The organism is Nonomuraea sp. NPDC051191, assembly GCF_044455665.1.
Taxonomy (GTDB): Bacteria; Actinomycetota; Actinomycetes; order Streptosporangiales; family Streptosporangiaceae; genus Nonomuraea.
On sequence record NZ_JBITEZ010000033.1, the window covers coordinates 14,973 to 39,624 of the forward strand.

Annotated in this window: 28 protein-coding genes; 13 read left to right on the top strand and 15 right to left on the bottom strand. The window is 73.6% G+C overall.

Annotation, left to right across the window (positions count from 1 at the left end; all coding sequences use genetic code 11):
- Nucleotides 1-3 precede the first annotated feature (3 nt).
- The 3 genes from ACIA8R_RS51335 to ACIA8R_RS51345 are packed head-to-tail and all read right to left on the bottom strand — an operon-like array spanning nucleotide 4 to nucleotide 3,316.
- A complete protein-coding gene (locus ACIA8R_RS51335; RefSeq protein ID WP_397045380.1) occupies nucleotides 4-969 on the bottom strand; it encodes a phosphate acyltransferase in 966 nt (321 codons plus the stop codon).
- Nucleotides 966-1,865 (bottom strand): phytoene/squalene synthase family protein, encoded by a 900-nt coding sequence (locus ACIA8R_RS51340; protein WP_397045382.1) that lies wholly within the window; start codon nucleotides 1,863-1,865, stop codon nucleotides 966-968. The genes ACIA8R_RS51335 and ACIA8R_RS51340 overlap by 4 nt, the downstream gene beginning before the upstream one ends.
- Entirely contained in the window at nucleotides 1,862-3,316 is a 1,455-nt protein-coding gene (locus ACIA8R_RS51345) for a phytoene desaturase family protein (protein WP_397045384.1), read from the bottom strand. Before ACIA8R_RS51345 ends, ACIA8R_RS51340 begins: the two co-directional genes overlap by 4 nt.
- 162 nt (nucleotides 3,317-3,478) lie before the next feature.
- On the opposite strand from ACIA8R_RS51345, the gene ACIA8R_RS51350 reads away from it, so the two are divergent.
- From ACIA8R_RS51350 to ACIA8R_RS51365, 4 genes are all read left to right on the top strand, one after another.
- Nucleotides 3,479-4,405 (top strand): MerR family transcriptional regulator, encoded by a 927-nt coding sequence (locus tag ACIA8R_RS51350; RefSeq protein ID WP_397045386.1) that lies wholly within the window; start codon nucleotides 3,479-3,481, stop codon nucleotides 4,403-4,405.
- A gap of 90 nt (nucleotides 4,406-4,495) precedes the next feature.
- The gene (locus ACIA8R_RS51355) at nucleotides 4,496-4,984 is read left to right on the top strand and encodes an RNA polymerase sigma factor (RefSeq protein WP_364100108.1); all 489 of its coding nucleotides are present in this window, start codon (nucleotides 4,496-4,498) and stop codon (nucleotides 4,982-4,984) included.
- A 45-nt stretch (nucleotides 4,985-5,029) separates the two neighbouring features.
- Nucleotides 5,030-6,196, top strand: coding sequence for an alpha/beta hydrolase family protein (locus ACIA8R_RS51360; RefSeq protein WP_397045388.1), 1,167 nt, complete (start codon nucleotides 5,030-5,032; stop codon nucleotides 6,194-6,196).
- Between the two features lie 51 nt (nucleotides 6,197-6,247).
- Nucleotides 6,248-6,784, top strand: coding sequence for a hypothetical protein (locus ACIA8R_RS51365; RefSeq protein WP_397045390.1), 537 nt, complete (start codon nucleotides 6,248-6,250; stop codon nucleotides 6,782-6,784).
- A 114-nt stretch (nucleotides 6,785-6,898) separates the two neighbouring features.
- Here the strand turns inward: ACIA8R_RS51365 and ACIA8R_RS51370 are convergent, their stop codons facing one another.
- The gene (locus ACIA8R_RS51370) at nucleotides 6,899-8,518 is read right to left on the bottom strand and encodes an alcohol dehydrogenase catalytic domain-containing protein (protein ID WP_397045392.1); all 1,620 of its coding nucleotides are present in this window, start codon (nucleotides 8,516-8,518) and stop codon (nucleotides 6,899-6,901) included.
- Between the two features lie 89 nt (nucleotides 8,519-8,607).
- Here ACIA8R_RS51370 and ACIA8R_RS51375 point away from each other — a divergent pair, with 89 nt between their 5' ends.
- Nucleotides 8,608-9,555 (top strand): AraC family transcriptional regulator, encoded by a 948-nt coding sequence (locus ACIA8R_RS51375; protein WP_397045394.1) that lies wholly within the window; start codon nucleotides 8,608-8,610, stop codon nucleotides 9,553-9,555.
- A 33-nt stretch (nucleotides 9,556-9,588) separates the two neighbouring features.
- On the opposite strand, the gene ACIA8R_RS51380 is transcribed toward ACIA8R_RS51375, so the two are convergent.
- Nucleotides 9,589-10,572 (bottom strand): winged helix-turn-helix domain-containing protein, encoded by a 984-nt coding sequence (locus tag ACIA8R_RS51380; protein WP_357705598.1) that lies wholly within the window; start codon nucleotides 10,570-10,572, stop codon nucleotides 9,589-9,591.
- 223 nt (nucleotides 10,573-10,795) lie between these two features.
- Between ACIA8R_RS51380 and ACIA8R_RS51385 the strand changes: the two genes are divergently transcribed.
- The gene (locus tag ACIA8R_RS51385) at nucleotides 10,796-11,557 is read left to right on the top strand and encodes a hypothetical protein (protein WP_397045396.1); all 762 of its coding nucleotides are present in this window, start codon (nucleotides 10,796-10,798) and stop codon (nucleotides 11,555-11,557) included.
- Between the two features lie 49 nt (nucleotides 11,558-11,606).
- Here the strand turns inward: ACIA8R_RS51385 and ACIA8R_RS51390 are convergent, their stop codons facing one another.
- The 3 genes from ACIA8R_RS51390 to ACIA8R_RS51400 all read right to left on the bottom strand — a co-directional run bounded on the left by ACIA8R_RS51390 (nucleotide 11,607) and on the right by ACIA8R_RS51400 (nucleotide 13,186).
- The gene (locus tag ACIA8R_RS51390) at nucleotides 11,607-12,251 is read right to left on the bottom strand and encodes a hypothetical protein (protein ID WP_397045398.1); all 645 of its coding nucleotides are present in this window, start codon (nucleotides 12,249-12,251) and stop codon (nucleotides 11,607-11,609) included.
- Between the two features lie 120 nt (nucleotides 12,252-12,371).
- Complete coding sequence (locus tag ACIA8R_RS51395; RefSeq protein WP_397045400.1) at nucleotides 12,372-12,968, bottom strand: cadmium resistance transporter; 597 nt, start codon at nucleotides 12,966-12,968, stop codon at nucleotides 12,372-12,374.
- A 62-nt stretch (nucleotides 12,969-13,030) separates the two neighbouring features.
- Nucleotides 13,031-13,186, bottom strand: coding sequence for a hypothetical protein (locus ACIA8R_RS51400; protein ID WP_364100135.1), 156 nt, complete (start codon nucleotides 13,184-13,186; stop codon nucleotides 13,031-13,033).
- A gap of 29 nt (nucleotides 13,187-13,215) precedes the next feature.
- Between ACIA8R_RS51400 and ACIA8R_RS51405 the strand changes: the two genes are divergently transcribed.
- Both ACIA8R_RS51405 and ACIA8R_RS51410 read left to right on the top strand, forming a co-directional pair.
- Nucleotides 13,216-13,401 carry an antibiotic biosynthesis monooxygenase gene (locus ACIA8R_RS51405; RefSeq protein WP_364100138.1) on the top strand — a complete coding sequence of 62 codons (186 nt, stop codon included), beginning with the start codon at nucleotides 13,216-13,218 and terminating at the stop codon, nucleotides 13,399-13,401.
- A 128-nt stretch (nucleotides 13,402-13,529) separates the two neighbouring features.
- A complete protein-coding gene (locus tag ACIA8R_RS51410; protein ID WP_364100141.1) occupies nucleotides 13,530-13,889 on the top strand; it encodes a hypothetical protein in 360 nt (119 codons plus the stop codon).
- Here ACIA8R_RS51410 and ACIA8R_RS51415 read toward each other — a convergent pair.
- On the bottom strand, nucleotides 13,877-14,833 hold the full coding sequence (locus ACIA8R_RS51415; protein WP_364100144.1) for a LysR family transcriptional regulator: 957 nt from the start codon (nucleotides 14,831-14,833) through the stop codon (nucleotides 13,877-13,879). The genes ACIA8R_RS51410 and ACIA8R_RS51415 overlap by 13 nt on opposite strands.
- Nucleotides 14,834-14,968: 135 nt before the next feature.
- Between ACIA8R_RS51415 and ACIA8R_RS51420 the strand changes: the two genes are divergently transcribed.
- Entirely contained in the window at nucleotides 14,969-16,210 is a 1,242-nt protein-coding gene (locus ACIA8R_RS51420; protein WP_397045403.1) for an MFS transporter, read from the top strand.
- Nucleotides 16,211-16,233: 23 nt separating this feature from the next.
- Nucleotides 16,234-16,878, top strand: coding sequence for a cysteine hydrolase (locus ACIA8R_RS51425; protein WP_364100150.1), 645 nt, complete (start codon nucleotides 16,234-16,236; stop codon nucleotides 16,876-16,878).
- Here ACIA8R_RS51425 and ACIA8R_RS51430 read toward each other — a convergent pair.
- Complete coding sequence (locus ACIA8R_RS51430) at nucleotides 16,853-17,956, bottom strand: sensor histidine kinase (RefSeq protein WP_397045405.1); 1,104 nt, start codon at nucleotides 17,954-17,956, stop codon at nucleotides 16,853-16,855. The two genes, ACIA8R_RS51425 and ACIA8R_RS51430, sit on opposite strands and share 26 nt — an antisense overlap.
- Nucleotides 17,949-18,644 carry a response regulator transcription factor gene (locus tag ACIA8R_RS51435; protein WP_397045407.1) on the bottom strand — a complete coding sequence of 232 codons (696 nt, stop codon included), beginning with the start codon at nucleotides 18,642-18,644 and terminating at the stop codon, nucleotides 17,949-17,951. The genes ACIA8R_RS51430 and ACIA8R_RS51435 overlap by 8 nt, the downstream gene beginning before the upstream one ends.
- Before the next feature lie 141 nt (nucleotides 18,645-18,785).
- On the opposite strand from ACIA8R_RS51435, the gene ACIA8R_RS51440 reads away from it, so the two are divergent.
- Nucleotides 18,786-19,064: a hypothetical protein gene (locus ACIA8R_RS51440; RefSeq protein ID WP_397045409.1), complete on the top strand. Its 279-nt coding sequence runs from the start codon at nucleotides 18,786-18,788 to the stop codon at nucleotides 19,062-19,064.
- Between the two features lie 14 nt (nucleotides 19,065-19,078).
- Here ACIA8R_RS51440 and ACIA8R_RS51445 read toward each other — a convergent pair whose 3' ends face one another.
- The 3 genes from ACIA8R_RS51445 to ACIA8R_RS51455 all read right to left on the bottom strand — a co-directional run bounded on the left by ACIA8R_RS51445 (nucleotide 19,079) and on the right by ACIA8R_RS51455 (nucleotide 21,474).
- Nucleotides 19,079-20,299: an MFS transporter gene (locus ACIA8R_RS51445; RefSeq protein WP_364100162.1), complete on the bottom strand. Its 1,221-nt coding sequence runs from the start codon at nucleotides 20,297-20,299 to the stop codon at nucleotides 19,079-19,081.
- A 96-nt stretch (nucleotides 20,300-20,395) separates the two neighbouring features.
- Nucleotides 20,396-21,145 (bottom strand): class I SAM-dependent methyltransferase, encoded by a 750-nt coding sequence (locus ACIA8R_RS51450; RefSeq protein WP_397045411.1) that lies wholly within the window; start codon nucleotides 21,143-21,145, stop codon nucleotides 20,396-20,398.
- Between the two features lie 116 nt (nucleotides 21,146-21,261).
- Nucleotides 21,262-21,474 (bottom strand): hypothetical protein, encoded by a 213-nt coding sequence (locus tag ACIA8R_RS51455; protein WP_397045413.1) that lies wholly within the window; start codon nucleotides 21,472-21,474, stop codon nucleotides 21,262-21,264.
- A gap of 139 nt (nucleotides 21,475-21,613) precedes the next feature.
- On the opposite strand from ACIA8R_RS51455, the gene ACIA8R_RS51460 reads away from it, so the two are divergent.
- Nucleotides 21,614-22,825, top strand: a complete 1,212-nt coding sequence (locus ACIA8R_RS51460) for an MFS transporter (protein WP_397045415.1) — start codon at nucleotides 21,614-21,616, stop codon at nucleotides 22,823-22,825.
- Between the two features lie 34 nt (nucleotides 22,826-22,859).
- Here ACIA8R_RS51460 and ACIA8R_RS51465 read toward each other — a convergent pair whose 3' ends face one another.
- Complete coding sequence (locus tag ACIA8R_RS51465) at nucleotides 22,860-23,918, bottom strand: spore photoproduct lyase family protein (RefSeq protein WP_397045417.1); 1,059 nt, start codon at nucleotides 23,916-23,918, stop codon at nucleotides 22,860-22,862.
- 264 nt (nucleotides 23,919-24,182) lie between these two features.
- Here ACIA8R_RS51465 and ACIA8R_RS51470 point away from each other — a divergent pair, with 264 nt between their 5' ends.
- Nucleotides 24,183-24,641 (top strand): hypothetical protein, encoded by a 459-nt coding sequence (locus tag ACIA8R_RS51470; protein ID WP_397045419.1) that lies wholly within the window; start codon nucleotides 24,183-24,185, stop codon nucleotides 24,639-24,641.
- The last annotated feature ends 11 nt before the right edge of the window (nucleotides 24,642-24,652 follow it).

Sequence of the window (24,652 nt, forward strand, 5' to 3'; positions counted from 1 at the left end):
CGCTCATCCCGCCGCCGCCGTCACGATCCCGGCCGCCGGGTCGCGTCCCGCCAGAGTGCCGGCCACCACGCAGGCGCGGGCGATCGTGGCCGCCCGCGAGGAGCCGTGCGCGACCACGACGGTGCCGCGCAGGCCCAGCAGGACGGCACCGCCGTGCGTCTGCGGGTCGTAGCGGGCCGCCACCTCGGCGAGCCGGCCGGGGGAGGCGATGCCGGCGCGGGCGACCATGGTCAGCGCCGTGCGCACGCAGCCTTCGACGTTCTTGAGCACGACGTTGCCGGTGAAACCGTCGGTGACGATCACGTCCACCGTGCCGGCCAGGACGTCGTGGCCCTCGACGGGCCCGTGGAAGCGCACCGGCAGCCCGCCGAGCAGCTCCTCCGCCTGACGGGCCAGCCGGTTGCCCTTGCCCGGCTCGGCGGCGATGGACAACAGCCCCACCACCGGGTCGGCCACGCCGAGCACGGCCCGCGCGTAGCCCGCGCCGAGCTGCGCGAACTGGGCCATCATGGCGGGGTTCGGATCGGCGATCGCGCCGGCGTCCACCAGCACGCTCGCCCCGCCCGCCAGGGACGGGAGCGCCACGGCCAGCGGCGGCCGCAGCACGCCGTCCGCCCGCCCGATGCCGCGCACCGCGCACGCGACCACCGCGCCGGTGGATCCGGCCGACACCAGCGCCCCGGCCTCGCCCCGTCCGACCAGCCCGCAGCCGACCGCCAGGCTGGAGGCGGCCAGCGCGGTCGCGCCCGCCCCCCGCTCGGTCATGGGCACGGCCTCCTCGGCGTGCGCCACCGCGAGCTCACCCGCGGCGCCGTGCCGCCGCAGCTCCTCCTCCAGCAGCGCCGCCGGACCTGCCAGGACGACGGGCACGCCGTGCTCGCGGCTCGCCAGCACCGCGCCCGCGACCACCTCGGCGGGCCCGTGGTCGCCGCCCATCGCGTCCAGGACCACGGGGGCCGCGCCGGTCACGGCAGCTCCACGCGGACGCGCCGCTCGGCCATGCCCGACCCGGCGGAGGCCAGCAGGTGACGGGCGAAGACGGCGGCCTTGCGGCGGCGCGGCACGCGCACCCGCCCGGCCAGGACGTCGAAGCCACGGCGTTCGATCTCGGTGAGGATACCGCCGTACAGCTCGAAGGCGGCGCGCACGCACGGCCGCGAGGAGGCGACCAGCAGGCCGATCCCGGGGTCGGCGGCCCGGTAGTGGGCGCGGGCGCGCTCGGCCTCGAAGGCCAGCAGGTCACGCACCGCCCGCCGGGCCCGCGGCTCGCCCAGCATGTCAGGGGCGACGCCGAACTTGTCCAGGTCCTCCATCGGCAGGTAGACGCGGCCACGCGCGAAGTCCTCGGCGACGTCGCGCAGGAAGTTGGTGAGCTGGAAGGCGAGGCCGAGCTGGCGGGCGGGCTCGCGGGCCCGATCCTCCTGGCCGGGCGCCGGCTCCAGCAGCGGCAACATCATCGTGCCGATCGCGGCGGCCGATCCCGACATGTAGCCCAGCAGGTCGTCGTAGGTCGCGTAGCTCCGCACGGACAGGTCGGCGCGCATCGAGGCGAGAAAGGCCCGGACGTCGCCGTGGTCGATGCCGAACGAGTGCACCGTGTGCAGGAACGCGGGCAACATCGGATCGCCGGTCGCCGTCCCGGCGAGTCCCGCCGCGACCTGGGCGGTCAGGTCGTCGAGCGCGCGGGCCCGGTCGCCGGTCATGGTGAAGGAGTCGACGATCTCGTCGGCGTACCGGGCGAAGCCGTACAGGGCGTGCACGTGCCGTCGTTTCCACTGCGGCAGCAGCCGGGTGGCCAGGTAGTAGGAGCGGCCGTAGCGGGCGTGCAGCCGGCGGCAGCGTTCGTAGCTGGCGGTGAGCGTCAACGAGCCTCCTTCAGTATGCGTTCGGCGGCGAGCCGGCCGGAGATCAGCACCGGGGGGATGCCGACGCCGGGCGCGGTGTACATGCCGGCGAAGTGCAGTCCGGGCACCCGCCGGGCGACGGCCGAGGGCCGCAGCCATGCCGTCTGGGTGAACCGGTGGTCCAGCGCGAACGGGGTGCCCGCGCTGTGCCCGCGCGCGGCCCAGGCGGGTGGGTCGAGGACCAGCCTGGGCGCGTCCGCCAGGTCGCCGTAGCCGAGCGCGGCCAGGCGGCCGAGCAGCCGCGTCTCCAGCTCGGGCCGCAGCCGGTCCCAGTCGGCGGTCCGCAGGTTGGGCGTGGGTTCCAGGACGCTGAGCGTGGCCTTCCCGGCCGGCGCCGCCTCGCCGTCCGGCTCGGGATGGGTGATCAGCAGGCTGGGGTCCGGTTGCGGACGGCCGGCGTCCAGCGCCGCAAAGGTCTCCCGCCAGGCTCGTCCGAAATGGAGGGTGTGGTGGGCCTGGCCGCTCAGCGGACGGTCCAGGCCCACGTGCAGCACCAGGCAGGACGGGGAGTGGTGGGGGCGGCGCAACCGCCAGTCGGACGCCGCGCCGGGCAGCAGCCGCCGGGCGGCCAGGCGGTCGCAGGCCACGACCACGTGCCGCGCCGGGAGCCGTTCGCCGTCCGCCAGCAGGACGCCGGTGACGCCGTCCGAGTCCGTCTCGACCTTCTCGGCGCGGACGCCGAGGCGGAGGTCCCCGCCCAGCTTCTCCAGCAGGGAGGCCATGGCCGTGGGGATGGCGTGCATGCCGCCGCGCTCGGGGAAGTACACGCCGCCGACGGTGTCCATGTGGGCGATGACGGCGTAGATGCCGAGCGCGCGTTGCGGGGAGAGCCCCACGTACAGGGACTGGAAGGTGTGCGCCTTGATCAGCCGCGGGTCGCGCAGGTGCCGGGCGGCCAGGCGGTCCAGCCGCCGGAAGCCGCCCAGCCCGGCCAGCCGCAGCAGCGCCGCGGGCCGGGCCAGGGCGCGCAGCCGGCTCACGTCCGCGTCGATGAACGCTGGCCACTCCACCCGGAACAGCTCGTCGAGCAGCCGCCGGTAGCGCTCGTAGCGCGCCGCCTCGGCGGGCCCGCACACCGTCCGCACCTGCTCGGCCATCGCCTCGCGCCCGGGCAGCACGTCCAGCCGTGACCCGTCGTCGAAGAGCAGCCGGTAGGAGGGGTCCAGGCGGCGCAGCGGCAGCCAGTGCCGCAGTTCCTCCCCGGCCGCGCCGAAAACCTCGGCGAGCACGCCGGGCATGGTCAGCACGGACGGGCCGGTGTCGAAGCGGAGCGCGCCGAGGCGGGCGGTGCCGCAGCAGCCGCCGGGCTCGCCGAGTGCCTCGACCACGCTGACCCGGCGTCCGGCCGCCGCCAGCCGGACGGCCGCCGCCAGGCCGCCCAGCCCGGCCCCGATGACGACCACGGGACTCATCGGAGGCCCTCCTCGGTGGACGCGTCCATGCACGCAGCTCCTTCTGTCGCTATGAGAGCCTTCGTGGCGGGAGCCCGCCCGGTTGCACCCGGCCCGCGTGCGCCCAAGAACCTCGCAGGCGCGAAAAGATAGGCGGACACGTCGAACGGCAGCGGGAACACCATGGACGAGGACACACCGGTCAGCGAAGGGGACGCGGGATTCGGCATCGGGGCCGTCTCCCGGCGTCTGGGCATCCCCGCGCCGACCCTGCGCACCTGGAACCTGCGCTACGGCCTGGGCCCCAGCCGCCGCAGCCCCGGGGGCCACCGCCGCTACGGCGACGCCGACGTGCGGCGGCTGGCCGAGATGAAGCGCCTGATCGCCACCGGCCTGGTCCCGGCCGAAGCCGCCAGACTCGCCCTGTCCCTGCCCGACCCGCCCCCGCCCTCGCCGCTTAAGGGCGGCAGGCGCACGTCACCGCCCGTGCCGCGGAAGCCCGGGGGGCGGCCGGCCGTCGCCGCGCTGGCCCGTGCCGCGACCGTGCTCGACGGCCGAGCCGTCTCCGGCCTGATCGAGGAGACGCTGGCCGCGCAGGGCGTGGTGTGGACGTGGGAGCACCTCGTCCTGCCCGCGTTCGACGCCGTCTGCCGGGCCCAGGACGAGACCGGAACCGGCATCGACGCCGAACATCTGCTGTCCGGCCACCTCCAGGCGGCCCTGCACCGGCTCGCCGGCGACGTGCCGCCGCGGGGCGACGACCGGCCGGTGCTCCTGGCCTGCGCGGAGGAGGAGCAGCACAGCCTGCCGGTGCACGCCCTGGCCGCCGCGCTAGCCGAACAGGGCGTGCAGACCCGTGTGCTCGGCGCCCGCACCCCCTACGCCGCGCTGGCCTCGGCGATGCGCCGGCTCGGCCCGGCGGCCGTGTTCGTCTGGTCGCAGCGGGCGGCCACCGGTGACACCGCCCCCCTCGCGGACCTGCCCCACGTGCGTCCCGCGTGCCAGGTCGTCATCGGCGGCCTGGGCTGGCGGGGCCGGCCTCCTTCGGGCGTCGTCAGGGTCTCGACGCTGCCCGACGCCGTCGCATGCGTCATCTCGACCCTGATTTGAGCCGCCCTTTCCCTCGATGAGCTTGTGACCCCGTCCCGCGCCTCGGTATGAATAAGTTTTGAATAGGTTTTTGCGGTGAGGGGCAGGCGCATGGACACCAGCGACGAGGAAGCGCTCGGCGAGTGCTACCGCACGTACGCCCCTTCCGTGCGCTCCTACCTGCGCCGGTTCGTGCCCGCCCAGGAGGTGGAGGACCTGTTGCAGGTCGTCTTCGCCGACGTCTGGCGCTCGCGCCGGCGCTACGACCCCGGCAGGAGCCAGGCCGCGTGGGTCTTCGCCATCGCCCACCGTCGTGCTGTGGACCACCTGCGCGTCCGCAGGCTGCGGACCGTGCCGTTGCAGGAGGCCGGCGATCCGCCGGGACGCGGGCGGCTCGCGCCGGACGCGCTCGGCGACCGGGACCAGATCGACCGGGCGCTCGCCGAGCTGTCGGACACGCAGCGGCAGGCCATCGAACTGGCCTACTTCGCCGACCTGACCCAGCGGGAGATCGCCGACCACCTGCGCGTGCCGATCGGCACCGTCAAGGCCCGCATCTCGCGCGGGCTGCACCGGCTCTCCGATCTCCTGGAGAGCTGAGCGCTGATGTATACACCGTAAACGTTCATGGTTTACCGTGTATACATGCGAGCACGGGAGAAGAACGTCGAGACGCCGGACGCCGAACGGCGGACGCGCCGGGGCCGTCGGTGGTGGATCGCGGGCCTGGCGATCGTCGTCGTCCTGGCCGGGGGCGCGGGGGCCGGGGCCTGGTTCGGCAGCGACCAGTCGATCGCCGTCGTCCGCTACGGCACGGGCAACACCGAGGTCGTGGCCGTGCGGGGCGACCTGGTGACGCTCACACGAACGCCGGAGACCGACAAACCGGGCACGTACTGGCTGGAGTGGACCGGCTCGTACGCCATGCTCGGCGACGTCGTCACCCGCGCGCCGGACCGCGTGACGCGCAAGGTGCTGCGCGGCTCGGTCCCCTCGGTGGGCACGCCCGGCAACTTCGGCAACGTGCCGCCCGGCGACCCCCAGGTGGCCTGGGGCATCGGCTACACCGAGATCATGGTCCCCACCGAGCTCGGGCCCGCCCCCGCCTGGTACGTCCCCGGCGACGGCGACACCTGGGTCGTCGCCGTCCACGGCCAGAACGGCCGGCGCAAGGCGGAGCTGAAGATCCTGCCCGTCGTCCACGGGCTGCGGCTGCCCTTCCTGGACATCAGCTACCGTAACGACCAGGGCGCGCCGCCCTCGCCCGACGGGCTGCTGCACCTCGGCGACTCGGAGTGGCGCGACCTGGAGGCCGCCCTGCGCCAGGCGCGGACCATGGGGGCGCGGCGGTTCGTCCTGTACGGCACCTCGATGGGTGGCCAGATCGTCGGCCAGTTCCTGGACCGGTCACCGCTGGCGGGCCTGGTCGACCGGGTCGTCATGGACGCCCCCATGATCGACGTGCAGATGACCGCCGAACAGGGTGCCAGGAATTTCCACCTGCCCGCCTTCACGGCGGGACTGTCGAACCTGGTCGTCCGGTGGCGCACCGGCGTCGATGTGGACAGGCTCAGCCTGATCCGGCATCCGCCGCGCGTCCGGCCGCCGCTGCTGCTGATCCACACCGTCCCCGACACCGACCACCCGATCCAGGAGGCGCACGGCCTCGTGGCCGCGGGCAGGAGCCTGGGCTGGGACATCAGGTTCGAGCCCTTCGAGCAGGGCAAGCACACGGAGGCGTGGAACGTCGACCGCCCTCGCTACGATCGCCTCGTCGGCGACTTCCTCGCGCCGGATGTCACGCGGAGGTGAGTCCGCCTCTCACCGGATCCACCCGAGCCGTTTCGCGGAATGGAGATATCGATGATCAGGCGTGTTGCGCCGGTTGTGGCGTTCGTGTTGTTACCGGTCCTCGGCGCGTGTGCCGCGCCGGCCAAGGAACCGATGCTGAAGGACCCGGCGCGATGGCCGCTGGCCGGCCTGAAGGGGGTCTCCGTCCAGGGCGGGCTGCCCGAGGAGGCCGAGCTGGCGCTGGCGCGGATCAAGGTCGGCCCGCACGACCTGACCGCGTGGATCAACCCCTCGGGGCTGTGCGGTCTGAGCGGCGAGGGGTGGAGCATGAACGCCGACCTGACCAGGTCCGACGCGGCGGAGCCCACGCGGGAGGACGGCTTCGCAGGCCCGGCGGAGCCCGAGGTCGGCGGCGCCCATGAGAGCAAGGTCAGCCTGTTCTGCACCCCCACCAGGATGCTGATCAGGGTCGAGGGGGAGACCTCGAAGCCGTCCGTCTCGGGCAACGCGGTCGCGCAGGTCTACAAGGGCGGCCTCAACGCCGTCGTGGGCACGCCGGAGGCCCGGCGGGAGTCGCTGCCGGGCGCGACCGTGACCCCCGGCGGATAGCGGAAGCCGGGTTCGCGCGCGCGTCTCGTGGAAGGCCCTGCGTCATCGCCGTCTCCCTGGCCGCCTGCCTCCTGGCGGCCCGGCCCCGGCGCGTCCCGGCGAGGGGGTGACCGGTCATCCGGCCACCGTCAGCGTGATCTTGCCGCGGACGAGACCGCGTTCGGCCTCGCGGTGCACGTCGGCCAGCGACTCCAGCGTGCGGACGTCCGTCTCGACGTCCACCACGCCCTGGTCGACCAGGGCCACGAGGTCGGCGAGCTGGCCCGGGTCGTCGCGGGCCACGAACCGGACGGCGCGCGGATGATCGATCGGCCGGGTGACGGAGACGAACTCCTCGGCCAGCTCCGTCACCGAGGCGGGAAAGTCGGCCACCAGGTTGATCAGCACGTCGTTGCCGTCCGGCAGGGGAGCGGCGGTGTAGTCCACGATCTCGTCCGCGCCCAGCGCCCGTACGGCGGCGGCGCTGCGCGGGCCGGCGGTCGCCACCACGTACGCGCCCGCGTGCTTGGCCAGCTGCACGGCGAACAGGCCGACGCCGCCGCCCGCGCCGTTGATCAGCACCCGGCTGCCGGGGCCGATACGCGCGTGCTCGAAGACCGCCTGCCAGGCGGTGAGCCCGGCCACGGGCACGGCGGCCGCGGCCGTCAGCGGGATCCGCCGCGGCGCCCTGGCCAGCGTGCTCGCCTTCGCGACCGCGTACCCGGCCGCCGCGCCGTCGATGCGCCCGATCACCCGGTCGCCGGGGGCCAGGCCGCCCGCCCCGGTGAGCACGGTGCCCGCGACGTCCCAGCCGAGCGTGCGCGGCAGGGTGCCGCCGAACACGTCCCGCAGCAGGCCCATGCGCAGGCCGACCTCCGACGGGTTGAACGACGTCGCCGCCACCTCGATCAGCACCTCGCCCGGTCCGGGCCTCGGCACCGGCACCTCGTCCACCCTGATCACCGAGGCGTCGCCGTACTCGTGGAAGCGGGCGGCCCGCATGGTGCCGAGGAAGTCCGCGGCGTGCTCGCTCGCCCATGTCTCGAAGCCGGTCGCGGGCACTCCGGTGACCTCCTCGACGGTCCCGGTGGACGGGCCCGGCTCGGCGAGGGCGCGCAGCATCCCGTCCACGGCCGGTCCGGGCCAGCCCAGCCCGAGCAGCCGCCGCTTGGCCTCCTCCGGTGGCTCGTCCTCCCACCGCACCGGCCGGCCGATCGCCGCGCCGATCGCCCGCGCCTGCTCCCGCTGGGTCAGCGGACGCGGCCCGGTCAGCGTGTGGACCGCGCCGTGGTGCCCTTCGCCGAGCAGCGCGCGCACCGCGACGGCCGCGACGTCCCGCTCGTGGATCGGGGACAGGACCGCGTCGCCGTACGGTTGCCGCACGACCCCCGTACGGACCTGCTCGGCCCACCGCAAGGCGTTGGCCGCGAACGCGTGCGGGCGCAGCACCGTCCACTCCCGCGCGGTCCGGGCGACCATGCGCTCGATCTCGACCTCGTACGGGCGGGCGGCGGCCGAGGAGAGGTAGACCACCCGCCGCGAACCGATCAGCTCCAGCACCTCGCGGGCCCCCTCGGCCGAGGCGAACGGCCACAGCAGGAACACCGCGCCGACCCCGTCGAGAGCCGCCGCCAACGCCACCGGGTCGGTGAGCTGCCTCGTCACCGTGCGGACGTCGGCGCCCGCCTCCTTCAACTGCTTCACCAGCGGACGGCCGATCGTGCCGGTCGCCCCGCTGACCAGGACTCTTGTCATGTCGTCAACCGTAGGAGCCAGGCGCGAGTCATCCAATGTGTTTCCGTCTGCGATTAATACGCGATCATCTTGCGGACTAGACTCCCGTCATGGACGTACTGAGTGACGTGGTCGCCTCCATGCGCATCGGCGTGCCGCGCTCGGCCCGGGTCGCGTGGCCGGCGCCGTGGGGGCAGCGGTTCCCGTCGGCGCCCGGCTCGGCGGGTTTCCAGGTCGTGCTGCAAGGCTCGTGCTGGGCGATCCCGCCGGAGGGCGAGCCGTTCCCGGTCGGGACGGGCGACGTGCTGTTCTTCCCCCACGGCCACGGCTACGGGCTGGCCGACTCGCCCACCAGGCCGCTCCCGGAGCCCGACTGCGACCCCTACGCCCCCGCCGAGCTGTTCGCCTCGGCCTCGATGGAGGGCCCCGGGACGGTCACCGTGATGCTCTGCGGCGGCTACCGGCTCGATCCCGACCGGGCGCATCCGCTGCTCAAGGGGCTGCCCGAGATGATCCACCTGCCCACCGGGCTGGGGCGCAACACCGACCTGCGCGCCGCCGTCGAGCTGCTCGGCAAGGAGATCGACGACCCGCGGCCGGGCGCGGACCTGGTGGTGCCGGCGCTGCTGGACATGTTGCTGCTGTACATCCTGCGCGCCTGGTTCGACACCTCGGCCGAGCACTGCCGGGCCGGCAACTGGGCCGCCGCCCTGGCCGACCCGGCCGTCAGCGCAGCGCTCGACGGGATCCACCGCGATCCCGCCCATCCATGGACGGTCGAGTCGCTCGGCCGCCGCGCCCGGCTGTCGCGCGCGGCCTTCTCCCGCCGCTTCACCCAGTTCGTCGGACGTCCGCCGCTGGCCTACCTGACCTGGTGGCGGCTGAGCACGGCCGCCCACATGCTGCGCGACTCCGACGCCGCGCTGAGCACGATCGCCGCCGCGGTCGGCTACGGCTCGGAGTTCGCCTTCGCCAACGCCTTCAAACGCGAGTACGGCATGCCCCCCGGTAAATACCGCCGCCTCGACTGCGCCCCGCCCGCCCTCTCCAGGTCCTGACCCCCCCGGGGGGGCGAGCGGTTACGCGCCGGGTCAGCCGTTGGCCTCCAGGAGGCGGGCGCCGAGGGCGGTCAGGTGGTGGTGGACGGCCTGGCCGTTGCGGCGGGTGCTGATCAGCCCGGCGTTGCGCAGCACGGTGACGTGCTCGGAGGCGGTCGAGGCGCTGACCTTGAGCCGCCCGGCCAGCTCGTCCGTACGGCAGCCGGGCCCGCCGACGGCCCGCATCACCCGCGCCCGCGCCCGCCCGACCAGCGCGGCGAGCGAGTCGAAGGCCGGGGACGGCATCGCCTGGCGGCCGCTGTCGGGTATGGGGACCGTGAGCACCGAGCTGCGCCGGTCCTGGGTGGTCGCGATGCCCAGGTAGCGGGGCGAGGCGCCGGCGATCGGATGGATCAGCAGGCCGCGTCCGCCGAGATCGATGGTGCGATCCGGGCCGCCCGCGACGATCATGCCGCTGCCGTCCCAGGACAGCCGCGGGCTGAGCGTGCTGAGCGCCGAGCCGAGCCCGATCCGTGCCGCCGTCTCCTGGTAGGCGGCCAGGCGGGCTTCGAGCCGGCGGCGCATGCCGGGCCATTCGGGGGCGAGGAAGCGGTGGAAGAGCACGTACATGCTGTCGGCCAGGGCCCGGCGGAAGCGCGCCGGGTCCATGTCGAGGTCGGGCCGTCCCGGCAGCCCGCTGAAGCGCCACAGGTCGCCGCCGAACTCCCGCTCCTGCGGCGGGGTGTCCAGGGCGGCGAGCGCGTCGAGCTCGTCGGAGAGCGCGGCGGTCTGGATCGGCGGGGCCACCTCGGAGGCGACCAGGCCGTCATGGAGGGTGACGCGGGAGGCGCCGCGGTTGAGGATGTCGAGCAGCGGCAGCGTCCGGCGCGGCACGGTCCTGGCGATGTCCCGCCAGATCGAGCCTTTCTCGGTCAGCTCAGGATGATGGACGCTGAAGGCCGCGAAGATCGCGTGGGTCAGGGGCGAGACCACGATCCGGGTGGCCGCGAGGTCGCCCACCTGGAAGTTCAGACGCATGCGCCAATCGTCCCCTGATGATCGATTTCAGGCAATCGTCCGGTTGACGGCGAAACTGTTCGGTGCCCGGCCGAAGAGATTGTGCGCACCCCGGCGCCCCTCGACCATGGCAGCGAACGGCTCGCCCCACCCTCCGACCCGCCCTCGGCGCTCCTGCGTTCGCAACGGCCGCTCCCGGCCGGCGTCGTGGTCATCACCCCCGCACACCGCTGAGGAGAACATCATGCGAAGTCACCCCCCGACGCCCGGCGCGACAGGCCGGCGGGCCCGCCGCTTCCTGTGCGCCGCCGCCGCTGCCGTCCTGGTCGCGGCCACCTCGACGACCCCGGCGTACGCCGCCGACAACGGGCGCCACAACGAGGACTGGGTCTACCGTTCGGGCTCCCTGTGCCTCCTGGTCTACGCCGAGATGCTCGACCTCTCCGACAGCAACGCCGGCTCCTACCAGACGTCCGCGGCGAACGTCTACGGGCCGAACGACGGCGTCCCGTGCGGCCGTGGACGGCCCGTGCCCGCCGGCGATCTCGCGATACGTCAGGTCGTGCTCGTCTACGACCTGACCCACCAGGTCTGGGGGCCCTGCCTGGGCCTGGACTCCGGCTTGCGTTTCACCCCCAACACCACCTCGCACGCCGACTGGTACATGTGGAGCGGCGAGGGGTCCAACCCCGCCCCCTGCGGCACCGCCTGGTACGCGACGCTGGCCTTCGGATACGTCTACGACGGCGGCTGGTACGGCGGCTCCCTGCCGTCGGGCAACGTGTGGATCACCGCCAAGTACGGCCTCCAGGCCAAGACGCCACCGGCGCAGCCGCCGCGCCCGTCCTGGATCACCGACACGGGCGCGGTCGACCCGAGCAGGCTCCCGGACCGCCTGCCTCTCATCGGCGCCGACGGCGAACCCACCCATACGGACTCGGGCGCCATCGCCACCGTCGACACCGCCACCTTGTTCGGCCCGCCGTCCCAGCCGCCGCAGAAGTGACGGACGGCTCACACCGAAGGAGAGACATCGGCGACCGGGGCGCGCGGCCTCACTCGTTCTCGTCGGCCTCGGCGGCGGGTGCGATCTGCAGCGGTGTCCCGGCCCCGCCTCCGGCGAGCTCGCGCCCCCGGTTCAGGGTGTGGTCGAGCTGCCTGGCCAGGACCGGGACGGTCGCCGGCGGCAGGTACGCGTCGGCCCCGGCGTCGAGCAGCCGCCGGACCGGGCCGTCGTACCGGACCCCGAGCTCGGGATCCTCGATCTCGGTGACGACGACGCGGGCCTTCGGGAACATCGACCGGAGCCCCGCGATCAGCTGTGGGCTGCCCGCGGGCACCAGCAGCACGTCGGCCGTCGCCGGGGCCGCGTGCATGTCGAGCACCACGTAGTCCGCCCCGAGCTGGGTGGACAGCGCGACGCGGGCCGCGTTCGAGAGTTCCATCGCGGTGGCCACGACGGTCACGCCGTCGTGGTCGACCGGCGCCGCTCGGTCGGGCTCGTCCGGCTCGGCGCGATCGACGACGGCGCCCTGGACCACGTCGACGGTGCTGGAGATCGTCGCGATCGACGCGCCGTCACGCGTGAGGACCAGGCTCTCGCCGGGTTCGAGCGCGTAGATGAGCGCCACGACGTCGTCGGGGACGCGGGCCACGTCGATCCGCTGCGCCGCACGCGGGGTGCGTTTGCGCGTCACCACGCCCGGCCTCCGAAGGCGCCGTCCAACCGGATGAACACCCGAGCCCCCCTCTGACGCCGTGATCTCGTTGGATGCCGCCCCACGACCATTGGTTCGGCAATGCGCCGAAGTTTCACGGACCTACAGCCCGAAGGCCCCGCCCTCGACGAGGATGAGCAGGCCGATGCCGATCAGCACCACAGGCAGCAGGACGTGCCCCCACCGGCTCAGGGCCCCGGCGACGAGAGGGCGGGTGGCGAAGAACCGTCCGGCCGCGCACCACACGGCGACCAGGACGACGAACACGACGACGTGGACGCTCGTGCCGCCCGGCCCGGCGGTGGCGAAGACCGGCACGTACACGCCGATGTTGTCGCCGCCGTTGGCGAAGGTGACCGCGGCGACCTCCAGCGTCTTCGGCCCGTCGGCGTGCCCGCCGGAGGGTTCGTCACTGTCGCGGCGGCTCCTCCATGCCTCCCAGGCGGCCTTGACGCCCAGCGCGAGGGGCAGCAGCCCCAGGTACGGGACGAGCCGCTCGGGAAGGAAGGTCGCCCCGAGACCCGCCGCCACGGCCACCGCCACGAGGGCGAGGAAGCCCAGGTACTGGCCCGCCACGATCCGGCCGGCGGCACCCCGATGGCCCGCGCCCCGGGCGAAGAACAGCGCCAGGATCAGGATGTCGTCGATGTTGGTGACGGCGAACAGCCCTGCGGCCTGTCCGACGATGCCCAGGTTCACCAGAGGGGGTGCTCTTTCTGTCCGAGGGTGCCCGGAATGACCTTACCGGGGCGGGTCGGCGCTCAGGGGGCGTGGACCGAGACGGTTCGATGGGATGGCGTGGTCTGCGGGGGCGAGGTGGCCAGTCCGGTCAGCAGGTTCAGGGACGTGGCGGCGTCGGAGCCCGGCGGGGCGCTGTAGATCATCATCGTCAGGTCGGGGTCGTCGGGCGCGCGCATGGCCACGTAGTCCAGGGCGAGCTCGCCGAATGGGCTACCAGCCCTACGCCGACCCCGAGCGCCCCGACCGCGTGATCATCGTGGAGGAGTGGGCCGACGACGCCGCGCTCGCCCATCACTTCTCGTTGCCGCACTTCAAGCACGTGGCCCAGGTGCTGGAGGAGATCCTGGCGGAGCCGTTCACGCTGCGCCGGCTGACCGACGTCCCGGCCTGAGGGGCGCCGCGCACGCGTCGCCGGTGCGGTGTCCCGGTTCGGCCGAGTCCGGCCGAGGTGCTGTTGGACACCGTCCCGGCGCTGTTTCGCTGTGGTCCACCGCAAACCCACGACCAGAGGAGACCACCATGGACGCACGCGGCGCACTCGCCACCACGGCCGTCATCGTCGCCGGAGCCCTGACCCTGCTCGGCCGTCCGGCGCAGGCAGCCCCGAACCCTCACCACCAGGCCGCGGCGGACGGCCCCTGCCGGGCCGAGCAGACCCACCGCGTCGGCGGCACGGTCATCAGGTACGAGCAGTTCGGAGCCCGGTCCGTCTGCCCGGTGGGCACCTACCAGCACTGGCACCAGGTGCACATCCGCTGCGGCATCGAGCCCGAGCGGCCCGGCCCCATGGTGGGCGGCACGTCCGTCAGCGAGGAGTGGTGCCCCAAGAACACCCTCCTCCAGGACTACTGGGTCACCCAAGGACCTCAGGAAGGCTGAGCCGGACCCCGGGAAGCCCGCGCCCACGCCGGGACCCAGGTCCCGGCGGCGCGGCGACCGGTCGCCGTGGCGCCCAGGTGGGCACGGAGGGCGACCAGCGCCGGGTGGGGGTTGTCGCGGTGCCACAGGAGCGAGTGCGGGTAGACGGGCACGGGGTCGGTCACCGGGATCCGGCGCAGGCCGTGGCCCGCCGGCCAGACGAGACGGGTCTGGTCGCCCATGAACGTGGCCAGCGCCGGGGTGTCGGCGACGGTGTCGAGCAGCGCGTCGGAGCCGAAGTTGGGCCCGGTCGCCTCGATGGTCAGGCCGAACTCGGCGACGAGGTCGTCGTAATAGGCGGTCCACTCGGTGCCGGGGGCGAGGCCGGGCATCCAGATCCGGTGCCCGGCGAGCCGGGCGAGCGGCACCGACCGGGCGTCGGCCAGCGCGTGGTCGGGCCCGGTGAGGAGCTGGAGGGCCTCGTCGACCACCCAGGCGGACTCGACGTCCTCGGGCAGCGGGCGGCCCGGCACGCCGACCGCGCGGAAGGACGCGTCGATCGTGCCGGACCGGATGGCGGCCACGGCCGTGTCCACGTCGAAGAGCATCACCACGTCCAGCTCGACGTCGGGGTGCGCCCGGTGGAAGCCGCGCATCAGGCCCGACCCCGCGCTGCGCGAGGCGAGCACGTCGACGCGCAGCGGACGGCTGCCCGCCCGTACGGACGCGACCGCGCGCTCGGCGACCCGGAGCAGCTCGCGGGCGTGCGGCAGGAACGCCTGCCCGTCGATGGTGAGCTTCGTGCCGCGCGGGGTGCGGATGAACAGGCGCACCCCGAGCGTGCGTTCCAGGGCGGCGACGCGCTTGGAGACGGCCTGCTGGGTGACCGCCAGGTCGGCGGCGGCCTCCTGGAACTGCCCCGCCTCGGCGGCGGCGACGAAGGTCCGGACGGTGTCGAGGTCCATGCGGGACACTCTACGGATACAACCAACGGTTGTGCCGACCTGCCCCCGCGGTTGTTTGATCTCCTGCTGCACGGCCCGCTTTGATACTCCCGATCGCGGATCGGTTGTACGGGCGAGTGACGAGGAGTGTCGGACATGGGGAACGGGCACCGGCTGGGCCGGCGGTTCGGCTGGCTCTGGGGAGCGTACGGCACCAGCGCGCTCGGCACGTGGCTCGCCTTCGGCGCGTTCCCGTTGATCGCCGTCCAGGTGCTGCACGCCGGGCCGGCGCAGGTCGCGGCGTTGTCGGCCGTGGGCGCGGCGGTCGGTGCGGCCGTGGCGGTGCCGCTGGGCCCATGGGTGGAGTTCCGCCGCAAGCGGCCCGTGCTCATCGGGGCGGACCTGGCACGGTTCGCGGCGTTGCTGACGATCCCGGCCGCGTTCGCGTTCGGCGTGCTCACCTTCGTCCAGCTGCTGCTGGTCTCGGTCGTGGTCGCGGCGGCCGACATCACCTTCCGCGCCGCCTCCGGGGCCTACCTCAAGACGCTGCTGCCGGCCGAGCACCTGCTCGTCGCGAACGCCCGCTTCGAGTCCACGACCTGGACGACCACGATCATCGGGCCGCCGCTGGGCGGCGCCGCGATCGGCCTGCTCGGCCCGGTCGCGACGGTGGTCGCCGACGCGGCCAGCTACCTGCTGTCGGCCCTGGGCATCCGCGCGACGGGCGGCCACGAGCCGCCTCCCGGACGCCGGGAGGCCGCGCGCCTGCGCGCCGGGGACCTGCTCGACGGCTGGCGGTACATCCTCGCCGACGCCACGCTGCGCCCGCTGTTCCTCAACACGGCCCTGTTCAACGGGCTGCTGATGGCCGCCGACGCGCTGCTGGCCGTCCTGATGCTCGGCCGGCTGGGGTTCACTTCGTGGCAGTACGGTCTCGCCTTCGCCGTGCCCGCGATCGGCGGGCTGGTCGGGTCGCGGCTGGCCCGTCCGCTCGTCACCAGGTTCGGGCAGCACCGCGTCCTGGTCGTGTCCGGGACGTTGCGCGCGGTCTGGCCGGTCGGGCTGGCCTTCGTGGGGCCGGGCACCGGCGGGCTGCTGCTGGTGATGGGCGTCGAACTCGGGCTCATCCTCTGCTGCGGCGTCTTCAACCCCGTCCAGGCCACCTACCGCCTCGAACGCACCGCGAACGACCGCGTCACCCGCACGCTGTCGGCCTGGTCGGTGACGACGAAGGCGGCGACCGCGCTCCTGACGGCGACGTGGGGCGTGCTGGGCGGCCTGCTCGGCCCGCGTACGGCGATCGGCCTGGCCGGCGTGCTCCTGCTGGCGACCCCGCTGCTGCTGCCCCGGCGCGCCGCGGCGCCCGTTCCCGAACCGGTGCCCGCACCCCACGCGTGATCCCTCACCACCAAGGAGAAAGAATGTCCACCACGCCCCTCGCGCTCGACCCCCGCACCACCGCGCTGCTCGTCCTGGACTACCAGCAGGGAGTGCTCGCCTCGCTGCCCGGCCTGGACGACCCGCAGGCGCTGCTGTCCCGGATGGCCGGCGCGGTCGCCGACCTGCGGGCACACGGCGCCGTCATCGTGCACGTGCGGCTCGGCTTCACCGACGACGACTGGGCGGCGATCCCGGCCGCCAACAAGACGTTCTCCCTCATCGGCCACCGGCGGCTGCTGCACCACGCCGACCCCGCCACGGACTTCCACCCCCGGCTCGCCCCCGAGCCCGGGGACGTCGTCGTCCGCAAGACCCGGGTCGGCGCGCTGTCCACGACGGACCTCGACCGCCGGTTGCGGGATCGCGGGGTCACCACGCTGGTCGTCGCCGGCCTGACCACCAGCGGCGTCGTCCTGTCCACCCTCACCGACGCCGCCGACCGCGACTACCGGCTCCACGTCCTGTCCGACGGCGTCGCCGACCCGGACCGGCAGGCCCACGAGACGCTGATGACCACCGTGTTCCCGAGGATGGCCCACGTCGTCGACACCGCCGGACTGCGCTCACTCCTGCACGACAGGCACCAGGAACAGGCGGACTCTACCGGCGGTGGCCGTCGCCCGTGACCTCGGCCGGCAGGCGCACGGTGACGCGGAGGCCACCGGACGGCCGGGGCGTGAGGGTGAGGGTTCCGTCGTGCGCCCGCGCGATGCTCCCGACGATCGCCAGGCCGAGGCCCACACCCGCGTGGTCGGAGCGCACGCGGTCGGTGCCGCGCCGGAACGGCTCCACCAGCGTGCGGACCAGCTCCGGGGTAAGCTCGTCGCCGGTGTTCTCGACGGTGAGCGCCACCGCGCCGGGATGAACGGTGGTCCTCACCCACACCGCGCCCTGTTCGGGCAGGTTGTGGACGATCGCGTTGTGCACGAGGTTCGTCGTCATCTGGAGCAGGAGCGCGGGTGAGCCGGTGGCCGGGGCCAGGCCGTCGCCGGTGGTCTCGACGGTGAGGCCGCGCTGCTCGGCCAGCGGGAGGAGCGTCTCGACGGCCTCCTCCGCGATCAGCGACAGGTCGACGCCCTCGCGCGGGAAGGACCGCTGGTCGGCCCGGCTGAGCAGGAGCAGCGCCTCGGTGAGGTCGATCGCGCGGGTGTTGACCAGGTGGAGGCGGTCGACGAGTTCGGCGGGGTCGCGGGTGGGGTCGGTGCGGGCGACGTCGAGGAGCGTCCGGGCGATCGCGAGGGGGGTGCGCAGCTCGTGCGAGGCGTTGGCGGCGAATCGCCGCTGCTCGGCGACGTGCGCTTCGAGCCGTACGAGCATGGTGTCGAAGGCGTCGGCCAGTTCGCGGAGCTCGTCCCTGCGGCCCGGCAGCCGGATACGGTGGGAGAGCGAGCCGCCCGTGGCCTTGCGGGCGGCGTCCGTGATGCGGGTCAGGGGGGCCAGCATCCGGCCGGCCAGCAGCCACCCGCCCACGAGGCCGAACACCAGCAGGAACCCCAGCACGAGAACCGCGACCGGAGCGAACGAACGCACGATGGCGGACCGGTTGATCAGGACGTCGCCGGTGGTGTAGACCGCGTGGTCGGGCAGGCCGCGCATGAAGTAGACCCCGACGGCGCCGAGCGGCAGGGCGCCGGCGATCATGAGGAATCCGGCGTAGCTGAGGGTGAGCTTGAGGCGGACACTCAGGCCGGGGGCCCTATCCATGGTCGCCGCCCTCGCGTCCGGCGCCGGACGCCGGGTCGATGCGGTAGCCGACCCCGGCCACGGTGGCGATCACCCACGGTTCGCCGAGGCGCTTGCGCAGGGCCGAGACGGTGATGCGGACGGCGTTGGTGAAGGGGTCGGCGTTCTCGTCCCACGCCCGTTCCAGGAGGTCCTCGGCGCTGACGACACCGCCCTCGGCGGCGACCAGGACCTCCAGCACGGCGAACTGCTTGCGGGTGAGCGCGACGTAGCGGCCGTCGCGGTAGACCTCGCGGCGGAACGGGTCCAGGCGCAGGCCGGCGATCTCGCGCACCGGCGGCCTGCTGTGGGCGCGTCTGCGGTCGAGCGCTCTGAGGCGGAGCACGAGCTCGCGCAGCTCGAAGGGCTTGGTCAGGTAGTCGTCGGCGCCCAGCTCGAACCCGCTGGCCTTGTCGTCGAGCCGGTCGGCGGCGGTGAGCATGAGGATCGGCATGCCGCTGCCGGAGGCGACGATGCGGGCGGCGATCTCGTCGCCCGACGGGCCCGGGATGTCGCGGTCGAGGACGGCGATGTCGTAGGCGTTGACGCTCAGCAGCTCCAGGGCGGTGTCGCCGTCGCCCGCGATGTCGGCCGCGATCGCTTCCAGGCGGAGGCCGTCGCGGACCGCCTCCGCCAGATAGGTCTCGTCCTCGACGATCAGTACCCGCATACCCCCGAAGGTACGGCCGGGGGCCTATCGCCCGCATATCGAAAACGACATACGCACCGGCAACGGCCTGCTGCCTTGACTGGCGGCATGATCCGCAGCGGACCAGCACGAACGGCATCCCGTCGTACCCGATCGGCCATCGTGGTCGCCGTCGTGGCCGCCATCGTGGCCGCTCTCGTCGTCCTCGTCGTGGCGCTCGCAGGCGTCGTCGTCCACGGGGCGGTGACCTCCCTGACGACCTCGGGGCACGGCGGGCCCTCCGAGGCGGCCGGGTGGCTGTCGAGGCGCGGCGCGGCGTACGGGCTGTGCCAGATCTACCGGAACGAACCCTGGCACTACGAACTGCGCCCCGAAGCCGCCGCCGACGGCTGCCCACGCAAGTACGCCGACCCCACCCGCGATCCCCGCATGCGGCGATGAGTCGCCCGTCCCTCTCAGGTCAGGGGCACGCCGCGGTAGGCGCGCCAGAGGGCGAGGTCGTAGCCCAGGCCCAGGGCCGCGCCGAGCAGCAGGGGAGCCCCCAGCGCGGCCAGGGTGCCGGTCAGCATGGTGGTAGCGGCGATCGGGGCGACCGAGACGGCGACGCTGCGCGCCAGGCTGGTCATGCTGGCGGCGGCCGTACGGTGCGCCGACGGCACGACCGCGGCCGTGAACGCCTGCCGCGCCGGTACGTCGATCTTGGACACCGTCTGGCGGAGCAGCAGCAACGTGACGGCGGTGGCCAGGTTCGGGGCGAACGGGATGCAGGCCAGCAGCAGGTTGGCCACGGTGTGGGGGAGCAGCATGGTGGCCAGCAGCCCGCGCCGGGCGGCCAGCAGAGGCGCGGTGAGCTGGGCCAGGGCCGGCAGCAGGTTGGCGGCGAAGAACACCAGGCCCAGTTGCGTGGTCGTCGCGCCGTAACGGTGGGCGAACCACCAGGCCAGCACCGCCTGGACGGCCAGCCCTCCGGCCAGGGCGTCCAGCGCGGACAGCCCGGCCAGCAGCCGGACCTGGCCGGACATCCGCCCACTCCGCCGATCCTGGCCGGAGGGTGCGGTCCTGGGCGGCTCGGCCTGCGGCGTCAGGTTCCAGAACAGGGTCACGGTGCCGGCGGCCAGGAGCGCGTACAGGGCGAAGGCGGCGTCGGGGGCCGACGTCCAGGGCTGGAGCCCGAGCCCGGCGGCGGCCAGGGCGCCCAGCGCGCCGGAGGCCATGGCGGTGACGTTGTAGCAGGTGAAGACGGACGTGTGCCGGGCCTGGGGGCAGGTCTGGGCGAGGATCGCCTGCTCCACTCCGGAGAAGGGCGTGTTGTCGTTGGTGGACGGCGAGATCGTCCCGACGAAGGCGGCGGCGATCAGGACGGGGTAGGACTCGCTGAGCGCGAACACGGCGCCGGTCACCGCCATCAGGCAGCCACAGGCGATCAGCGTCCGGCGCCGCCCCCACACGTCGGCGAACAGGCCCAGCGTCAGGCTCGCGACCACCGAGCCGGCGGAGGCCACGGCCAGCAGCAGACCGGTCTGCCAGGGAGCGTCGCCGTCCTGGGTGAGCAGTTCGGCGAGGAGCACGCTGGTGCAGCCGTAGCCGAAGGTCCGCAGCGCCCGTGCTGCGATGACCAGCAGCCCGTTGCGCCCCAATTCGACCGGAAATAGGCTCCTGGCCTGCACGTTCGGCATGGGGCATGATGCCCCGGCCGGCGCGGCGGACGTGCCGCGAACACGCGAAAACGACCGACAATCTTCCTCGGCCCCGGCGAGAGCCGGCCCACGCCCTCAGGTGGCGGGGGCGAGATGGACGTGCAGGTCGGTGGCGTCGGCGGGGACGGGGGCGCCGTCCGGGTCCGTGACGGCGGTGACGGTCAGGCCGGCGGTCGCGGCCAGTTCCTCGAACACCTCGCGGGGATACCAGTGCAGCACCCACGGCCGCTCGGTGACGCTGACGTCCGGGCCGTGGTGCCGTTCGTAGCGCAGCAGGGTCGTCTGCGTCCTGGCGGCCTCGTCGCGTCGTTCGGAGACGACGGACACCCGGAGGTCGGCGCCGCCGGGTCCGACGGCCGAGCGCACGTGGCCGATCCGGTCGGACGGGGTCGGTTCGGGGGTGAACAGGGGCACCAGCGCGGAACCGTCGTCCGTCAGGTGGGCACGGATGCCGCGCAGGGCGGCCAGCGCCGTGGCGTCGTCGGGGAGCAGGGTGAAGGTGGGCCCGGCGAGGAAGATCGCCCGGTAGCGGCGGGGCAGGTCCAGGCTCTCCATGCGCTGGTGGAACAGGTCCGCGGTGACGCCCTGCTCGCCGGCCCGGCTCCGCAGCCGCTCCAGCATGTCCGCGGAGGAGTCGACGCCGTCGACCTCCAGGCCGCGGCGGCGCAGCTCCAGCAGGGGATCGCCGTCCCCGCACCCCAGCTCCAGCGCGGGGACCCCGGCCCGCTCGACGAAGGCGGCGTAGGGCTCGGGGTCCTGGGCGAAGGACTTCAGCGGTCCGTAGAGCTCCGCGACGATGCCGGTGTAGAAGTCAGCTGGATCCATCTTCGCGACAGTACGCACAAGATCCTGCTGTTTCACTGCATTTTTCGAGCCCTTCGCCGCGCCGACCGGGCCGCCCGGGTCCTGGGAGAGCACCGGGCGGCGCACCTGTCGGGGCCTCACGACCCCTTGCTGTCAAGGGCGGCCTGGGCCGGGTCGTGGACGGTGCCCGCCGGCGCGTGCCAGGCCGGGCCGGCCGGCCCGAAGCCGGGGTACGGGTGGGGGAGCGGCAGGGGCGCGGCCGCCAGGGCCGGTCCGGCCAGGGCGGCGGTGACCAGCACACCGGTCACGGCGGCGGCGACGGCGAGTGATCCGCGTCTTCTCTTGTGCATCTGACGTCCCTTCGGCTTGGTCGGGAAGGATCGCTGACAGTAGCAGATTGTCGCATGACAAGTACAGAGAGTCACGTGACCTGTAGCGTGACCGTACGTGGGCGATCACATAGAGTCACCATCGGTCGGGAGCCGGTCCATGCGGCGGTGGGTCGTGCTGCTGCTCTGCTGGGCCTCGCTCACCATGACCTCCGTCGACCGTTCCACCTGGGGGCCCGCGTCGCTCCAGGCGGGCGATGCGCTGGGCGTGTCGCTGGCGGGGCTGGGGGCGTTCGCGACGGCCTACTACGTCGGTTACGTGCTGTCCAACGTCGGCGGCGGGCTGCTCGGCGACCGGATCGGCAGCCGGTTCGTGTTGTCGGCGTCGCTGTTCACGGCGGGCGGCTTCATGATCGTGTTCGGGTCGGTGCCGTCCGCCGGGGCCGGGATCGCGGTGCAGGCGCTGATCGGGCTCTGCGCGGGGGCCGACTTCGCGGCAGGCGTCAAGCTCATCGCCTCCTGGTTCGGCGAACGGGAGCGCGGGCTGGCGATGGGCGTGTTCACCATGGCCTCCTCGCTCGGCACGATGATCGCCAACGTGCTCGTGCCCCGGCTGATCCAGTGGTACGACTGGCGGGCCTCCTACCACCTGTTCGGGATCGTCTCGATGGGGCTCGCGCTGGTGTGCCTGGCGCTGCTGCGCGACCGGCGGGAGCCGCCGGCGGCTCGCCCGTCACCGCGCGGCCTGGTCCGCGACCGCGACCTGATGCTGATCGGCCTGGCCGGCTTCGGCGGGCTGTGGGGCACGTACGGCTTCGTGACCTGGTCCAACACCCTCATGGTGAAGGGGCACGGGCTCGATCCGGTGGCGGCGGGGACGGTCGTCGTGGTGTTCGCCGCGGCGGGCGCGGTGGGCAAACCGGTCATCGGCCTGGCCACCGACCTGGCCGGACGGGGACGCAAACGCCCCGCGATCGCCGTGCTGGTGGCCTTCGCGGGCTGCCTGCTGCTGTTCGGCGGCATGGAGACGGAGACGGCGTTCCTGGTCATGGCCGGGTTCGCGGGGCTGGGGGCGTACCTGTACTCGCCGCTGCTGATCGCCATGGTGCCCGGCCTGTCGGGGACGGCGCTGGCCGGCTCGGCGGCGGGCGCGACGAACGCGGTGGCGCAACTGGGCAGCGTCACCGTGCCGGTCGTGGTGGGGGCGGTCTACCAGGCGAGCGGCTCCTTCTCCGCCGCGTTCGCCACCCTGGCCGCCGGGCCCGTGGCGGGGGCCGTGGCCCTGACGTTCGTCCGGGAGGCGCGCCGCCGCGACCCGCCCGGCGAACAGGCCGGGCGGGCGGCGGGCGGAGCGGGATCCCGGCGACCCTGACCGTTCCCCTGGAGGCCGCCGGATCATCGGCCCGTCAGAAGGCGTAGCGGATGCGGCAGTAGGGGAGCCGGTCGGCGAGCAGGCCGGTGAGGTCGGCGACATAGCGGCCCTTGTGGCCGTTGCGGTAGCGGACGTTCCAGCCGCCCGTCTCCGACCGTTTGGCCTGCTGCAGCTCCGGCCGCCACAACACCTCCTCCGCCTTCGGATGCCAGCCCAGGTTGACCTGGTGCAGCCGGTCGTTGTGGGTGAGGAAGATCACCTCGGCGGCGAGCTGGGCGCGGGCCTCGGGCGACAACGCGTCGTCGAGGTGCTCCAGCAGGTCGGCCCAGTCCGCCAGCCAGCCGTCCCGGACCACCACCGGGCTCAGGTTGACGTGCACCTCGTATCCGGCGGCGACGAAGTCGTTGATCGCGTCGATGCGCTCGGCGACCGGCGAGGTGCGGATGTCCAGCAGCTTGGAGTCGGCGGCGGGCATGAGGCTGAAGCGCACGCGCGTACGCCCGCGAGGGTCCCAGCCGAGCAGGTCGCGGTTGACGTACTTGGTGGCGAAGCTGGCCTTGGCGTTCGGCAGGTCGCGGAAGAGCTCGACCAGGTCGCGGACGTTGCCGGAGATCGTGGCGTCGACCGAGCAGTCGGAGTTCTCGCCGATGTCGTACACCCACAGGCGGGGGTCGACCTGGTCGGGCGCGGGCTTGACGCCCTGGCGGGCGGCGTGCCGCCGCAGGTAGCCGGTGATCCGGTCGATGTTGGCGAACACCGTGACCGGGTTGCTGTAGCCCTTGCGGCGCGGCACGTAGCAGTAGGCGCACGCCATCGCGCAGCCGTTGGCCGTGGAGGGCGCGATGAAGTCGGCCGAACGGCCGTTGGGGCGGGCCGTCAGCGACTTCTTGACGCCGAGCACGAGCGCCTCGGTCTTGATGCGCACCCAGCGGGCCACGTTCGCCTCGTCGCCGTACAGCTCGGGGATGCGGTGGTGGCTCTCGACCTCGACGATCTCGGCGGCGGGGAACCGGGCGAGGACCTCGCGCCCGCGCGACAGCGCGGCGGCCTCGGGCTCGACGTAGATCCGCCGGACGTCGAGGAGGGCGGTCACGCCTGCTCCGGCTGTTCCATGCGGCAAGAATATGCGGCCCTGGAAGCGGGCCGCCGGGTCAGGCGCGGGCGCGCCGCAGCTCCGGCAAGGTTCGTGCGTACCCCGTGAGCTGCGCCGACGCGCCGCGCCCCGGCCGGTCCACTGAGTGGACCGAACGTTGCCCGCCCACCGCGACGCCAACAGCATGGACGCAACGTAAACGATCGCTCACCCCAAGCGACGACTCCGGGAGCGATCAGGCCGTTCCACGGAAGGACGAGCAGCATGAACGACAGATCCGCGAGAGCCCTGACCAGGGCCCTCGTCGCGGCGGCGGTCGCGGGGGCGGCGGTGATGGCGCCCGGCGTGACCGGCACGGGCGGCGCCTGGGCCGCGGCCGACCCGACCTGCGGAAGCTGGGTCTCCAGCCTGGTCTTCCCCGGCCTCTCGGCCCGGGCCTGCATCTGGGGCACCGGCGCCTCCTGGAAGCAGGCCCAGACGGAGGTCTTCAACGGCACGGGTTTCGCGGTCGAGGTCGAGGTCCTGACCGCCACGCTCGACCCCCTCCCCGGGAACGCCCGCTGCACCGCCATCCGCCTCCAGAACGGGCAGACGGCCTTCTGCGGCACCCGCGGCGTCCCCGACAACAACCCCTTCCAGTTCGACCGTGCCGTGGGCTCCACCCAGGTCACCGACCTGGTCCACCGGGAGCAGTTCGCCTTCGCGTCCCCGTTCGTCGGCTGAGCCGGAAAGGG